We start from the raw sequence: 14612 nt of genomic DNA, 5'->3' as shown, positions 1-14612 counted from the left end.
TTCCGAGTTGAGACCTCGCGGAAATATGAGCCCTGAGCACCTGCCGCGCGCGAAGAATTCGCGGCATAACTCCCTGAATGCCACAGCCAACACCCTTGACATCACGGACCACTTGACCACCTACTGGTTCCTGCGCCCGTAGCTGACAACGTTGTCCGGAGGGGGCGCAGGAGGGGAAATCCGTAGATGCAGCGGAGAACTCGGCACAGATGGGGTCCGGCGGTCGTCCTCACGGCCGCCTTTGTCATGGCCGTCGGCGCGCAGGGCGCGGCGGTCGCCCTGCCCGCCAAGGCTCCGGCGGCCGACCGGGAGTTCGCATCCTCGTTCGAGACGGGCGATCCGGCGCCGGACTGGCTGAACACGGTGGACACCGGGCCGGACGGCGGCAAGCGTGCCTCGGGCGTCGACGGCGGTTACAGCACAGGCGTTCCGGGCAATGTCACCGACCATGTCACCGAGGTCCGGGCGAGCGGCGAGAACACGGGCGCCGGCGAGGTGAAGGAGAACCTCGTCGACGGCGAGCCCGGCACCAAGTGGCTGTCCTTCGAGCCCACCGGCTGGGTGGAGTTCGACCTGGACAAGCCGATCAAGATAGCGACGTACGCGCTCACCTCGGCCAACGACTTCGCCGAGCGCGACCCCAGGGACTGGACCCTGAAGGGTTCCGCCGACGGCACGGACTGGAAGACGCTCGACACCCGCACGGGCGAGACCTTCGCCGAGCGCTTCCAGACGAAGTCCTACGACCTTCCCGAACCGGTCGAATACCAGCACTTCCGGCTGGAGGTGACGGAGAACGGCGGTGCCCCGGACATCCTCCAGCTCGCCGATGTGCAGTTCGCCACGGGGGGCGGCGGCGGGCCGGTGCCGCAGGACATGCTGACCCTGGTCGACAAGGGCCCGAGCGGCTCACCGACCGCCAAGGCGCGGGCGGGATTCACCGGAAAGCGTGCGCTGCGCTACGCCGGCCGGCACACCGCGGACGGCCGGGCGTACTCCTTCAACAAGGTCTTCGACGTGAACGTGAAGGTCGGCGGCGACACCCGGCTGTCGTACCGCATCTTCCCGTCGATGGCCGACGGCGACCGTGACTACGACGCCACCGACGTCTCCGTGGACCTGGCCTTCACCGACGGCACCTATCTGAGCGGCCTGGGGGCGTTGGACCAGCACGGCTTCCCGCTCTCCCCGCGCGGCCAGGGCGCGTCGAAGGCGCTGTACGTCAACCAGTGGAACCACGTGAGCGCGCGGATCGGCTCGGTCGCGGCCGGCAAGACCGTCGACCGGATCCTGGTGGCGTACGACTCCCCGGACGGCCCGGCGAAGTTCCGCGGCTGGCTGGACGACGTGTCCCTGAAGCCGGTGGCACCCGAGAAGCCGAAGGCGCATCCGGTGGACTACGCGCTGACCACCCGCGGCACCAACTCCAGCGGCAGCTTCTCACGCGGCAACAACTTCCCGGCGACGGCGCTTCCGCACGGCTTCAACTTCTGGACGCCGGTGACCAACGCGTCCTCGCTGAGCTGGCTGTACGAGTACGCACGGGCGAACAACGCCGACAACCTGCCCACGATCCAGGCGTTCAGCGCGAGCCACGAGCCGAGTCCGTGGATGGGCGACCGGCAGACCTTCCAGGTGATGCCGTCGGCAGTGGCCGGCACCCCGGACACCGGCCGCGCGGCGCGCGGGCTGGCCTTCCGGCACGAGAACGAGACCGCGCGGCCCTACTACTACGGGGTCCGGTTCGAGAACGGCCTCAAGGCCGAGATGACCCCGACCGACCACGCGGCCGTGCTCCGCTTCACCTACCCCGGTGACGACGCGAGCGTGCTGTTCGACAACGTCACCGAGCAGGCCGGCCTGACGCTCGACGCGGAGCACGGGACCGTCACCGGTTACTCGGACGTGAAGTCGGGACTGTCCACGGGCGCGACCCGGCTGTTCGTGTACGGCGAGTTCGACAGGCCGGTGACGGACGGCGGCTCCAGCGGTGTGAAGGGCTTCCTGCGCTTCGGCGCGGGCGCCGACCACACCGTCACCCTGCGCCTGGCCACCTCGCTCATCGGCCTCGACCAGGCGAAGGACAACCTGCGCCAGGAGATTCCGGACGGCACGTCCTTCGAGACGGTCAAGGCGCAGGCCCGGCACGCCTGGGACGAGCTGCTCGGCAGGGTCGAGGTGGAGGGCGCGACCCCGGACCAGCTGACCACGCTCTACTCGGGCCTGTACCGGCTGTATCTGTACCCCAACTCCGGCTTCGAGAAGGTCGGCGGGACGGACCGGTACGCGTCCCCGTTCTCCCCGATGCCGGGCCCGGACACCCCGGACCACACCGGCGCGAAGATCGTGGACGGCAAGGTGTACGTCAACAACGGCTTCTGGGACACCTACCGGACCACCTGGCCGGCGTACTCCTTCCTGACCCCCTCCCAGGCGGGCGAGATGGTCGACGGGTTCGTGCAGCAGTACAAGGACGGCGGCTGGACCTCCCGCTGGTCCTCCCCCGGCTACGCCGACCTGATGACCGGCACCTCCTCGGACGTGGCGTTCGCCGACGCCTACGTCAAGGGCGTGAAGTTCGACGCGAAGGCGGCGTACGACGCGGCCGTGAAGAACGCGACCGTCGTCCCGCCGATGTCGGGCGTGGGCCGCAAGGGCATGACCACCTCGCCGTTCCTCGGCTACACCTCCACCGACACGCACGAGGGCCTGTCGTGGGCGATGGAGGGCTATGTCAACGACTACGGCATCGCGAAGATGGGCGAGGCGCTCTACCGGAAGACGGGCGAGAAGCGCTACCGGGAGGAGTCGGAGTACTTCCTCAACCGGGCCCGGGGCTATGTGCGGCTGTTCGACGCCAAGGCCGGCTTCTTCCAGGGCCGGGACGCCAAGGGCGACTGGCGGGTGGACTCCGCGACGTACGACCCGCGTGTGTGGGGCTACGACTACACGGAGACCAACGGCTGGGGCTACGCCTTCACCGCCCCGCAGGACAGCCGGGGCCTGGCCAACCTGTACGGCGGTCGGCAGGGCCTCGCCGACAAGCTGGACGAGTACTTCGCGACCCCGGAGACGGCCTCCCCGGACTACGTCGGCTCCTACGGCGGTGTCATCCACGAGATGACCGAGGCCCGGGACGTCCGGATGGGCATGTACGGCCACTCCAACCAGGTCGCGCACCACGTCATCTACATGTACGACGCGGCCGGTGAGCCCTGGAAGGCACAGCAGTATGTGCGCGAGGCGCTCTCCCGGCTCTACACCGGCAGCGAGATCGGGCAGGGCTACCACGGCGACGAGGACAACGGCGAGCAGTCGGCCTGGTACCTCTTCTCCGCGCTCGGCTTCTACCCGCTGGTCATGGGCAGCGGCGAGTACTCCATCGGCTCCCCGCTGTTCAAGAAGGTGACCGTGCACCTGGAGAACGGCCGGGACCTGGTGGTGCGGGCGCCGAGGAACAGCGCGAAGAACGTGTACGTGCAGGGCGTCATGGTCAACGGCCGCCCCTGGACGTCCACATCGCTCCCGCACTCGCTGCTGTCCAAGGGCGGGGTGCTGGACTTCTTCATGGGCTCCAGGCCATCGGCGTGGGGCTCCGGCAAGGACGCGGCGCCGGTCTCCGTCACCCAGGACGACAAGGTGCCGGCGCCCCGCGCGGACGTCCTGAAGGGCGCGGGCGCGCTCTTCGACGACACCTCGGCGACGAGCGCGACGCTCACCTCGGCGGACCTGCCGGCCGAGGGCGCGGTGCGGCCGGTGCAGTACACGCTGACCTCGGCGGCGGACCGCGCGTCGGCGCCGACCAGCTGGAGACTCCAGGGCTCCACCGACGGCACGGCCTGGCAGACCCTGGACCACCGCTCGGGGGAAACGTTCGCCTGGGGCCGGCAGACCCGTGCCTTCACCCTCGCGGCACCGGGCGTCTACACGAAGTACCGCCTGATCCTGGACGGCGAGTCGACTCTTGCGGAGGTGGAACTGCTGGCCTGACGACGAGCGCGTCGTGCGGCAGCGGCCCGCGCCCGGAGTCCGGGCGCGGGCCGCTGCGGTGTGCGCGGGTCAGCCCGTGGCGAGGGTGAACACGTGGACGTCCCCGTTCCGCGGGAGCGTGACGCTCTGGATGTGCTTGCCCGCCGGTGCCCGGTACGGCTCGGTGGCGAAGACGTACGTCGCCACCGGGTCCCGGTCCGCGCCGGCCACGTTGCGGTACGCGGTCCGGGCGACGACCTCGTTGCCGTACTGGACGGTGCCGCCTCCGCCGCCGACGGTCCAGTCGGTCAGGGACAGGTCGACGGTGTCGGTGGTGCCGTCGGTGTAGGTGACGGTCGCCCTGGCCTGCTGGTTGCCGTTGACCGCGCTGCCGAGGAACGACAACGCGTCCGCGGGAGCGGTCAGTCGGACGGTCTGGCCGGCCGCGGAGGCGTTGTCGGGGCGGCCTGTGGGCGAGTTCGGCCAGGTGAAGGCGAGGCCGTCGACCGTGGCGCGGGCGCCCGGGGTGAGACCGGCCGCCGCGAGGGCCTGGCGGGAGTAGCTCCAGCCACCGCCGTCGTAGTCGGCCTCGTCGTGGTCGCCGTCGTCGTCGGAGACGCCGGTGTTGTCGTAGGCGGCGAGCAGGGTGCCCGGCGCGGCCACGGTGAGCGCCACCGGCTGTTCGTACGACGAGTCGCCCGAGGTCACCGTGACCCCGACGTCGGCGAAGCCCTGCTCGGCGTCCGGCGCCGCCGTGAGGGTGATCTCCTGGACGCCGTCGGTGACCGTGCCCTGTGCGGGTGTGGCCGTCACCCCGGCCGGGGCCCGGACCCGGAAGCGTACCTCGGGGCCGGTGCCGCCGGTCAGTGACAGCGCCCGGACGGCGATCTTCGTGCCGGCCCCGGGGGCGAGGGTGGCGCTGGTGGGTCCGACGCCGATCTGGTACGGCTGCTCGCCCTCCCGGAAGGACGGCGGCGGGCTGTCCGCGCCCCAGCTCCGGTCCGGGGTGGCGGACAGGGTGTAGTCGAGCCGGCCGCCGTCCCGGACGAAGGACGCGGGCAGCCAAGGTCGGTCGCTGCCGCGGCCGTCGACCCTCAGGGACCGGACGTAGGGCGCGCCGGCCGCCGCTCCGACCGCGTGGACGGAGATGTCGTTGCCCTGCGGCCGGTGGATCTCGATCCGCTCGAACAGTGGTGAGGCGAGGACCAGTTCGGCGCGGGACGGTACCTGCGGGTACATGCCGAGAGCGGAGAAGACGTACCACGCCGACATCGCGCCGAGGTCGTCGTTGCCCGGGATGCCGCCGGGCCGGGTGGACCACAGCTGCCGCATCGCCGCGCGGACGGTCTCCTGCGTCTTGTGGGGCGCGCCCGCGTAGGCGTACAGGTACGGGACGTTGATCGACGGCTCGTTGTCCAGCTCGGACTTGGTGCCGCCGCTGCCGGTGAAGGCCCAGTGGCCGTCGGCGTCGTGGAAGAAGTCGTCCAGCCGGGCGAGCGCCCTGTCCCGGCCGCCCATCGCGGCGAAGAGGCCCGCCGGGTTGTGCGGGACCATCCAGGTGTACTGGGCGGCCGTGCCCTCGACGAACCCGTTGCCGGTGCCGGGGGTGAACCCGGTGACCCAGCTGCCGTCGGCCTTGCGGCCGGCGATGTAGCCGCCGCCGGGATCGGCCGCGATGTCGAAGGCGTTCTGCCACCACTGGGCGCGGCGGGCGAAGGCGTCCGCCGTGTCCTTCTCCCCCGCCGCGCGGGCGAGTCGGGCGAGGGCGAAGTCCGCGGTGGACATCTCCAGGGTCTCGGCGGCGCCGCCCCAGGCGTTGGACACGGACGGCATGTAGTGCAGCCTGAGGTACTTGTCGAGGGAGGGCCGTTGTCCCACCGACAGCACGGGCTTCCCGGCGGCGGACAGGTCCTGTGCCGTGGGGACGGTCGCCGCCCGGACGAGTGAGGCGAGCGCGCCGCGCAGGTCGAAGTCCGTGCCGCCGAAGGCGTGGATGCCGGCCAGCGCGGTCGGCGCGGGGTCGCCGTTCATGACGTGGGTGCCGCTCGCGCCGTGCAGCCAGCGGTCCCAGACCCCGCCGTTCTGCCGGGCGAGCGCGTAGAGCGACTGAGCGATGTCGGAGCCGGTGTCCGGGTCGAGGAGGGTGAGCAGCTGGACCTGGTCGCGGTAGACGTCCCAGCCGGAGAAGGTGCCGTACTGGGCCCGGTGGCCCTTGCCGACCGTGTGCGCCTTGCCGTCGCCGCCGCGGTATCGGCGGTCGGCGTCGCTGATGACGTTCGGGTGCAGCAGTGAGTGGTACAGCGCGGTGTAGAAGGTGGTGCGCTCGGCGTCCGTGCCGCCGCCGACCCGGATGGCGCCCAGCCGCTCCCGCCAGGCCCGCCGGGCCGCGTCCCGGACGGCGTCGAACGAGCGGCCCGGCGGGTTCTCGGCGGCGAGGTTCGCCTCGGCCGCCGCCTCGCTGACGTACGAGATGCCGACCTTGACGTGCACCGGGCCGTCACCGGGCGCGAACTCGACGTACCCGCCGGCGCCCTTGCCCGCCACCGGCCGCCCGCCGTGCGCGAAGCCCCCGGTGCCGCCGGACGCCTCCCTGGAGCCGGGCTCCAGCGTGTCGTCGTGCCAGGTGCCGGTGGCCTGGAAGGCACGGTCGAAGCGGGCGGTGAAGTGCAGGGTGTAGTAGGCGCGACGGCCTTCGGGGTCGAGGTAGCCGCAGAAGTTGCCGGAGGTGACCGAGCCGGAGACGGTGCGCGTGTCCGGGTCGATCCTGACCGTCGAGCCCGTCGAGCCCACCTCGGAGTTGGCGGTGCGCACGAGGAGGGACTCGGGCTTCCCGGCCGGGTAGGTGAAGCGGGCCGAGCCGGTGCGCGCGGTGGCGGTGAGGTCGGCGGTGACGCCGGAGGCCAGGCCGACCCGGTAGTGGCCGGGCTCGGCGGTCTCGTCGGCGTGGCTGAAGTCCGCCGCGTAGACGGAGTCCTCGGTGTCGCTCGCCGGGGAGGAGGTGACCTCGCCGGCGTACGGGAAGAACGGGATGTCACCGCTGCCGCCCGCGCAGCCGGTGCCGGACATGTGGGTGAGGCTGAAGCCGCGGATGCGGGTGGCGTCGTACTGGTAGCCGCCCGGGGCCGCGGTTCTCGTCGCGTCACCGCGCGTGTTCTCCGGGCTCCAGGAGAGCATGCCGAACGGCACCACGGCGCCCGGGAAGACGTCTCCGCCGTTCCTGGTACCGATCAGCGGGTCCACGTACGGGGTCGGGTCCTTGACGAGGCCGGGAGCAGCTGCGGTCGCCGCGAGGGCGGGGGATGGGGTGGCGCCGGTCGCGAGCAGCGCGGCCAGCAGCAGGGACGTGGGTCTGAAACGCATGGCGCGGCCCTTCCTCCTGACGGACGGGTCGCGCACCACAGGTCGCACAAGCCGCAGGGACAGTAGCGCGCGCCGGCCCTACCACGGAAGACCGCGTGCGCCCGCGCCGGCGCGCGCCGGGATCACTCGGTCGGGCTACCCCAAGTGGGTTGACATCGTTGTCCGTTGAGGCGGTAGAGTCATGTATAGACCATTCGACAACGTTGTCGCGCGCCGACCGGCGCACAAGCCGCGCACCCTTCGAGCCATCCCCTCCGGGCAGGCCCCCACCCCCCTCCCCTGCCCGGCTCGCGGACCCGGTGCGCACATCCACCGGGTCCGCCCAGAGCACAGGGCGCGTCGGAGCGCTTACGGAGGTGATACGCATGGGGCTTATGTGACAAATGTGGGCTAGTGGGCTTGATGAGGTCACAAAACCTGCGTCCATCTACTGGGACGCCGTAGTCACGACCATCAGCCGGTGCTACAAATGCCGCATGTCGGACCCATTCGCCCGATTCAGGCGTATTGCATGGCGTGCCGTGGCTGGCCGGAGCCCGCGCAGCGTCGCCGGGCAGGTTCTGCTTCTTCAGGTGGCGCTGGTGATACTGCTCGTCATCTGCGGCGTCATCGCTCTCGTCCTCCAGTCGGAACGTGACACGAGCACGGAGGCCCGGCGGCGTTCCATAGCCGTCGCACAGACCTTCGCGCACTCCCCCGGCCTCGTGCGGGCGCTGGACTCCGCCGACCCGTCGAAGGTGCTCCAGCCGCTCACCGAGGCGGGACGCAAGTCCGCGGGCGTCGACTTCATCGTGGTCATGGACACCAACGGCATCCGCTACACCCATCCCATGCCGGGCAAGATCGGCCACCGGTTCGTGGGCACCATCGGCCCCTCGCTGGCCGGGAAGGTGTACACGGAGAGCGTCCACGGCCCGCTCGGCGACGAGGTGCAGGCGACCGTTCCCGTCAACGACGCCGACGGTCACGTGACCGCCCTCGTCTCCGCCGGGATGAAGGTGAAGAACGTGACCAGCCAGGTGGACCGGCAGCTGCCGATCATCCTGGCCGCCGGGGCCGGAGCGCTCGCGGTGTCGATCGGCGGCACGGCCCTGGTGGGCCGCAGGCTGCGGCGGCAGACCCACAGCCTGGCCCCGGACGAGATGACCCGCATGTACGAGCACCACGACGCGGTGCTGCACTCGGTGCGCGAGGGCGTACTCATCATCGGGGACGACGGACGGCTGCTGCTCGCCAACGACGAGGCCAGGCGGCTGCTGGAGCTGCCCGCCGAGGCCGAGGGGCGCGATGTGCGGGAGCTGTCGGACCTGGAGCCGGCCACGGTGGAGCTGCTCGTCTCCGGGCGCGAGGCAAGCGACGAGGTGCACTTCGCGGGCGGACGCCTGCTGGCGGTCAACCAGCGGCCCACGGACCACGCGGGCGGCCCCAAGGGCACCGTGGTGACGCTCCGGGACTCCACAGAGCTCCAGGCGGTCTCGGGCCGCGCGGAGGTCACCCGGGAGCGGCTGGAGCTGCTGTACGACGCTGGCCTCGGCATCGGCACCTGCCTCGACGTGGTCCGCACGGCCGACGAGCTGGCCAAGGTCGCCGTCCCGCGGTTCGCCGACTTCGTCACCGTGGACCTGGCCGACGCGGTGCTGCACGGCGAGGAGCCGGCCCCCACCGCGACGGACATGCGGCGCGTCGCCGTGGGCGGCATCCGCAACGACCACCCCCTCTACGAAGAGGGCCGGCTGATCGACTTCCTGCCGTCCACGCCCCAGGCGCGCGGCTACGGCACCGGCCGCTCCGAGCTGGTCACCGACCTGTCCACCGCCGACGGCTGGCAGGCGCAGGACCCGGAACGGACCCGGCAGATACTGGACTACGGCATCCACTCCCTCATCAGCGCCCCGATCCAGGCCCGCGGGGTGGTGCTGGGCATGGCCAACTTCTGGCGCTCCAAACGGGAGCCCTTCGACGAGGAGGAGCTGTCCCTGGCCGAGGAGCTGGTGGCCCGGGCCGCAGTCAGCATCGACAACGCCCGCCGCTACACCCGTGAACACGCGCTGGCGGTCACCCTCCAGCGCAGCCTGCTGCCGCGGGCCCTGCCCGAGCAGAGCGCCCTGGAGGTCGGCTACCGCTATCTGCCCGCGCAGTCGGGCGTGAGCGGCGACTGGTTCGACGTGATCCCGCTGCCGGGCGGCCGGGTGGCGCTGGCCGTCGGCGATGTGGTCGGCCACGGCCTGCACGCCGCGGCGACGATGGGCCGGCTGCGGACCGCGATACACAACTTCTCCACCCTGGACCTGCCGCCCGACGAACTGCTCAGTCATGTGGACGAGCTGGTCGGCCGCATCGACCAGGACGAGGCCTGCCCGGAGACGGCCGGGGAGGTCGTGGGCGCCACCTGTCTGTACGCGATCTACGACCCCGTGACGCGCCACTGCGTCATGGCCCGGGCCGGGCACCTGGCGCCCGCGCTGGTCGCGCCGGACGGCAGTGTCACCTTCCCCGAGCTGCCGGCCGGTCCGCCGCTGGGTCTGGGCGGCATGCCGTTCCTGACGGCCGAGCTGGTGCTGCCCGAGGGCAGCCAGCTCGTCCTGTACACCGACGGCCTCATCGAGGACCGCACGCGCGATCTGGACGAGGGCATGGAGCTGCTGCGCCGGGCGCTGGCGGGGCACCCCGGCCGGTCACCGGAGGAGAGCTGCCGGGCGGTGCTGGAGGAGCTGCTGCCCGAGCGCCCCGGAGACGATGTCGCCCTGCTCATCGCGCGCACCCGGGCGCTGCCGGCCGAGCACGTCGCCGACTGGGACGTGCCGCGCGACCCCGCGGCCGTGTCGGGCATGCGCCTGGCCGTGTCCGACAAGCTCGAGGAGTGGGGCCTGTCCGAGCTGGGCTTCGGCATGGAACTGGTGCTGAGCGAGCTGATCACCAACGCCATCCGCTACGGCTCCGATCCGGTCCATGTGCGGCTGATCCGCGACCGCACGCTGATCTGCGAGGTGGCCGACGGCAGCAGCACCTCGCCGCATCTGCGGTACGCCGCGTCGACCGACGAGGGAGGCCGCGGCCTGTTCCTGGTCTCGCAGCTGGCCGAGCGCTGGGGCACCCGCTACACGCCGCAGGGCAAGGTGATCTGGGCCGAACTGACGCTGCCGGACCTCGCCGGGCTGCTCGCCGGCTGAGCGCGGCCGGTCGCGGTGCCGAGCCGGAGGTCGGCGCGCGCTCGGCCCGGGACGGCTCCGGACACCCGGGGGCGCGAACCGGCGCCCCCTTCGCCGTTTTCACGCCCGTGCGCGCCCCCCTCACTCCCGTCCGGCGGAGTCCGGACGGCGTTCCGGGATCCGCGACGGCCGTTCGTGCGTTGAGGGAGTCAAAGGGGGCAGACGGACAACGCCCGGGTTCGCCATCATCGTTCGGCTCTATGCAGAAAGCTCGGGGCATAATGGAGTTGTCCAACAGCTTGGAGCGTTCTGTGCATGGCCGATCGGGTTCCGGGTACGTGCACGGTCGAAGGAGCGGCGATGACACCCCCTGTGGACCCCAGCCTCAACCGGCGCAAACTGCGCCTTGCCCTCCGGCAGGCGCGTGAGCGTGCCGGCCTGAGCCAGCGGGAGGCGGCGGAGCGGGTCGAATGGTCGCAGTCGAAGCTGATCCGGGTGGAGACCGGCACGGTCAGCGTGTCCGTCAGCGATCTGCGGGCGCTGCTCGGTCTGTACGAGATCTCCGACGCCGACCGGGTCCATGAGCTGGAGGAGGCCGCCCGGGGAAGCAAGGGCCCCAGCTGGTGGTCCAAGTACCACGAGGTCGTCACCCCGCAGTTCGCGCAGTATCTGGGCTACGAGAGCGCGGCGACGTCCCTGAACACGTACCACCCCATCGTCGTCCCGGGCCACCTCCAGACCCGCGGCTACGCCGAGGCGCTCCTCGCCCCGCGCGGCCTGGACCCCGAACGGGCCCGGCGCGTGGTGGACCTGAGGATGGAGCGGCAGCAGCGCATGCTCGAGGGCACGGAGGGGCCCGTCGCCACGCTCGTCCTGGACGAGGCCGCGGTGCGCCGGGAGATCGGCGGGAAGGCGGTGCTCGCCGGGCAGTTGGAGCAGCTGCTCGACCTCGGCGCCCGCGAGCGGGTACGGCTCCGCGTGCTGCCCTTCTCGGCCGGCGCGCACTACAGCACACTGGGCAGCTTCGTCCTGCTGGGCTTTCCGGACGACGACGATCTGCTGTATCTGGAGCACGCGGCGGGCAGCATGACCGGCGGTGAGGACATGGAGCTGCTGGCCCGCTATCAGGAGTGCTTCCAAACGATCATGGATCTTGCGCTCGGTGAGACCGAGTCCCTCGACCTGATCGGTCGCATCAGGCAGGACCTCGGGGCCCGCTAGTACACGCGGCATCCGTGGGCGGCGGAGCCAGGGGGAGGACCGACGTGGTCTTCAGGTCGATATGGCAGGGTCTGCAGAGCCTGGCCCTCAGCAATGGACCCGGCGCTGAGGCAGCCGGAATGTCCGATGAGGAGCTCAAGGCTCAGGCCATGCAGAATCCGGAGCACACCCGGAATCTGATAGCGATAGAGAAAGCGCGCCATGCGTGGAAGGTTCAACTCGCGTTGATCGCGGGCGGGGTGCTCCTCGTGGCCCTGGCGATAGCGGCGTGGACGCTCGTGTCTCTGCACGCGGTCGGGCACCTGAAGCTGCCCTGGCCGAGAATAGCCACCGTGGCCGGCACTTTCGTGAGCACCACGCTGATCACGCTGGCGACCGCACTGCTGCACAAGCGGCGCAAAGAACGCCGGGCCGCCGCTACTGCTCCGGTGAACCAGGCGCAGAACGGTGCGCAAGGCGATCAGAATCAGGTCGGGGCGCCGTAGGCCCGCCCTCGGCCCACCACAGGCCCGCCCCGACGGCCACCGCGACGGCGACGACGACCCACAGGATCCGCCTCGCCGTCAGGTTGTCGACGAGCATCGAGGCGAGTGCCGCGGCCAGCGTGGCCGCCGCGCCCGCACCCAGGGAGAGCGCGACCGCACCGGTCACGGCCCGCTTCGGCCTCGGTGCCCCGCCTCCCGCATGCTGCACTGGAGGTGCCTCGGCACGCATAAGTCCCCCTACCTGTTGCCGATGGCTCGATGAGAACGTCACGGGCCGTGCGAATCCACTTGGATGACGGCACGGAGGAACTCCGTCCAGGCGGCAGCGGTGAAGGACAGGGGCGCGTGTCGAGGCTGCTTGGAGTCGCGCGCGAAGACCCGGCCCTCTCGCACGGCGACCTCCAGGCATTCGTTCTCATTGCCACACATGCTGCTCCTGCGCCATAAGGGTTCCCCCCCCATGCCCCACCTCAGCCCCTCCTGCTCCCCCGATGTGCCTGGACTGCGGCGCCCGTTCATGTTAGTGGACGGTTGTGCACCGCCGCAGGCGAGTACCCCGAAAAGCGGGACGGATCCCTGATCGCCCGCCACCCGCGGCACCCAGAAGACTACTCTCAGCTACCGAAAACAAGCCTAGAAGACGGCGGCCCTTCTCTTCCATACCCGAACCGGTCGAAGTGGCCTACGACTTCGGGCGCCCTGTGGGCTCGACGCCCTGTCGGTACGGACCGGAGGTTCACCCCGGTACGGCTCTTCGTTCGCCGGTCACGGCGGGGCGGGCGGGCTCGGCGGAGGGCAGCCGGATGCTGAACTCGGTGCGGCCCGGCTCGCTGCGCGCATCGATGCGCCCCTCATGTGCGCCGGTTATCGCCGCCGCCACCGCGAGCCCCAGTCCCGAGCCGCCCTCGGCGAGGCCCGTCCGGGTGCGGGAGGGGTCGGCACGGGTGAAGGGGTCGAACACGGTGGCCAGGACCGCGGGCGGGATGCCGGGTCCGCTGTCCCGGACGCGGACGACGTGGTGGCCTGCGGTGGAGTCGACGCTGACGACGACCGTCGTACCGGGCGGGGTGTGCACGCGTGCGTTGGCCAGCAGCGCCGCCACCGCCTGCCGCAGCCGCGCCGCGTCGCCCGTCACCCACGCCGGTCCGTGCCGGAGCGCTGGGAGCCGCCACACATGGTCGGCGCCGGCCGCACGGGCGTCGCGTACCGCCTCGTGGACCACGGCGGCGAGGTCCACCCGGTCGCGGTGCAGCGCGCGGCCCCGGTCGAGGCGGGCGAGCAGCAGCAGGTCCTCGACCAGGCCGGTCATACGGGCCGACTCGGCCGAGACCCGGCGCCAGGCGGGGTCGGGCGCGACGCGGTTCATCAGCTCGGCGTACCCGGCGATGGCGGCCAGCGGGGTGCGCAGTTCGTGGCCGGCGTCGGCGACGAAGCGGCGCATGGCCTCCTCGCCGCGCCGGCGTTCGCCGAGCACGGCCTCGACCTGTTCGATCATCCCGTTCAGGGCGGCACCGACCCGGCCGGCCTCGCTGCGGGGGTCGGTGTCGCATGCCGGGACCCGGGGCAGCGCGGCGCCCCGGCCGTGGCCGGGCGGCACCCGGGTGGCCTCGACGGCGGTGGCGGTGATCCGGCCGAGCGGCCTCAACTGCCGCCGGACGACCACCGCGCAGATTCCGCCGCCGACCGCGAGTCCGGCGGCCCCGACGACCGCCTCGGTCTCGGCCAGTCGGCGGAGGGTGGCCTGTACGGCATCCATGGGCAGGCCGGTGAGGACGCGGATGCCGCTCGCGTCGAGGGCGGTGAGCCGGTAGGTGCCGAGCCCGGGCACGGCCCGGGTGTGCGCCGAGCCGTCGGGCCGGATGCCGGTGAGAGCGGTGCGCTGGGCGGGGGTGAGGGGGCGCGGTGAGGCGTTCCGGGGGACGACCGCGGCCGACACGATGCGGCCCCGGGCGTCCAGCCGGGCGGCGAGCAGCCCGGCCGGGTGGCCGCGCTCCTCGAGGAAGGCGAGGCCGGCGGGGGCCTCGGGGTGGCGCGCGGCACCGCCCACGCCGTGCTCGGCGGCGTCGGTGACGCGGTCGTCCAACGCGCCCAGCAGAAAGGCGCGCTGAGCGAGGACGGCGGTGAGCACGAGCGCGGCGCACACCACGGCGAGGGCCGCGGTGACGAGGAGCTGCAGGCGGGCGTGGAGCGAACGGACCCGCGGCCGGGGGCTCATCCGCGGGACCCAGGGGTACCGGACATGTAGCGATTGTGTGCCGGTCTCCTGGGGGAGCCCTGTGTTCCGCCTGAGTGTGCGGGATGACCGCCGCTCGGACCGGCCGGGCTGTGGGCCGCCGGCGCATTGCTGCTGGTGTTCACCGTCGTTTCGGGTGGTCCGCGCGGCGTGCGGCCGGCCGCTGCGGATCGAGCGAATGGGCGAAGGGCCGCA

The 14612-nt window shown here is 71.9% G+C and carries 7 protein-coding genes; 4 read left to right on the top strand and 3 right to left on the bottom strand.

Annotated features, from left to right (window positions below; all coding sequences use genetic code 11):
• Positions 1 to 186 precede the first annotated feature (186 nt).
• A complete protein-coding gene (locus tag ACZ7DL_RS08220) occupies positions 187 to 3990 on the top strand; it encodes a GH92 family glycosyl hydrolase (protein ID WP_470772398.1) in 3804 nt (1267 codons plus the stop codon).
• A 69-nt stretch (positions 3991 to 4059) separates the two neighbouring features.
• On the opposite strand, the gene ACZ7DL_RS08215 is transcribed toward ACZ7DL_RS08220, so the two are convergent.
• Entirely contained in the window at positions 4060 to 7329 is a 3270-nt protein-coding gene (locus ACZ7DL_RS08215) for a GH92 family glycosyl hydrolase (protein ID WP_470772397.1), read from the bottom strand.
• Between the two features lie 476 nt (positions 7330 to 7805).
• On the opposite strand from ACZ7DL_RS08215, the gene ACZ7DL_RS08210 reads away from it, so the two are divergent.
• From ACZ7DL_RS08210 to ACZ7DL_RS08200, 3 genes are all read left to right on the top strand, one after another.
• A complete protein-coding gene (locus ACZ7DL_RS08210) occupies positions 7806 to 10499 on the top strand; it encodes a SpoIIE family protein phosphatase (protein ID WP_470772396.1) in 2694 nt (897 codons plus the stop codon).
• Positions 10500 to 10838: 339 nt separating this feature from the next.
• On the top strand, positions 10839 to 11699 hold the full coding sequence (locus ACZ7DL_RS08205) for a helix-turn-helix domain-containing protein (RefSeq protein WP_470772395.1): 861 nt from the start codon (positions 10839 to 10841) through the stop codon (positions 11697 to 11699).
• A 119-nt stretch (positions 11700 to 11818) separates the two neighbouring features.
• The gene (locus ACZ7DL_RS08200; protein ID WP_470772394.1) at positions 11819 to 12184 is read left to right on the top strand and encodes a hypothetical protein; all 366 of its coding nucleotides are present in this window, start codon (positions 11819 to 11821) and stop codon (positions 12182 to 12184) included.
• 267 nt (positions 12185 to 12451) lie between these two features.
• Here the strand turns inward: ACZ7DL_RS08200 and ACZ7DL_RS08195 are convergent, their stop codons facing one another.
• The gene (locus tag ACZ7DL_RS08195; RefSeq protein ID WP_470772393.1) at positions 12452 to 12646 is read right to left on the bottom strand and encodes a DUF397 domain-containing protein; all 195 of its coding nucleotides are present in this window, start codon (positions 12644 to 12646) and stop codon (positions 12452 to 12454) included.
• 274 nt (positions 12647 to 12920) lie between these two features.
• Positions 12921 to 14399 (bottom strand): ATP-binding protein, encoded by a 1479-nt coding sequence (locus tag ACZ7DL_RS08190; RefSeq protein WP_470772391.1) that lies wholly within the window; start codon positions 14397 to 14399, stop codon positions 12921 to 12923.
• Positions 14400 to 14612: the final 213 nt, after the last annotated feature.

Source organism: Streptomyces sp. NPDC036984, assembly GCF_055607665.1.
The sequence above is the reverse complement of the archived record's forward strand: the minus strand, read 5'-3'. Positions and strand labels throughout refer to the sequence as shown.

What these genes read in the sequence shown, in the direction of transcription:
- ACZ7DL_RS08220 (WP_470772398.1), top strand. Translation starts at nt 187, where the DNA reads ATGCAGCGGAGAACTCGGCACAGATGGGGTCCGGCGGTCGTCCTCACG.
- ACZ7DL_RS08215 (WP_470772397.1), bottom strand. Translation starts at nt 7,329, where the DNA reads ATGCGTTTCAGACCCACGTCCCTGCTGCTGGCCGCGCTGCTCGCGACC.
- ACZ7DL_RS08210 (WP_470772396.1), top strand. Translation starts at nt 7,806, where the DNA reads ATGTCGGACCCATTCGCCCGATTCAGGCGTATTGCATGGCGTGCCGTG.
- ACZ7DL_RS08205 (WP_470772395.1), top strand. Translation starts at nt 10,839, where the DNA reads ATGACACCCCCTGTGGACCCCAGCCTCAACCGGCGCAAACTGCGCCTT.
- ACZ7DL_RS08200 (WP_470772394.1), top strand. Translation starts at nt 11,819, where the DNA reads ATGTCCGATGAGGAGCTCAAGGCTCAGGCCATGCAGAATCCGGAGCAC.
- ACZ7DL_RS08195 (WP_470772393.1), bottom strand. Translation starts at nt 12,646, where the DNA reads ATGGGGGGGGAACCCTTATGGCGCAGGAGCAGCATGTGTGGCAATGAG.
- ACZ7DL_RS08190 (WP_470772391.1), bottom strand. Translation starts at nt 14,399, where the DNA reads ATGAGCCCCCGGCCGCGGGTCCGTTCGCTCCACGCCCGCCTGCAGCTC.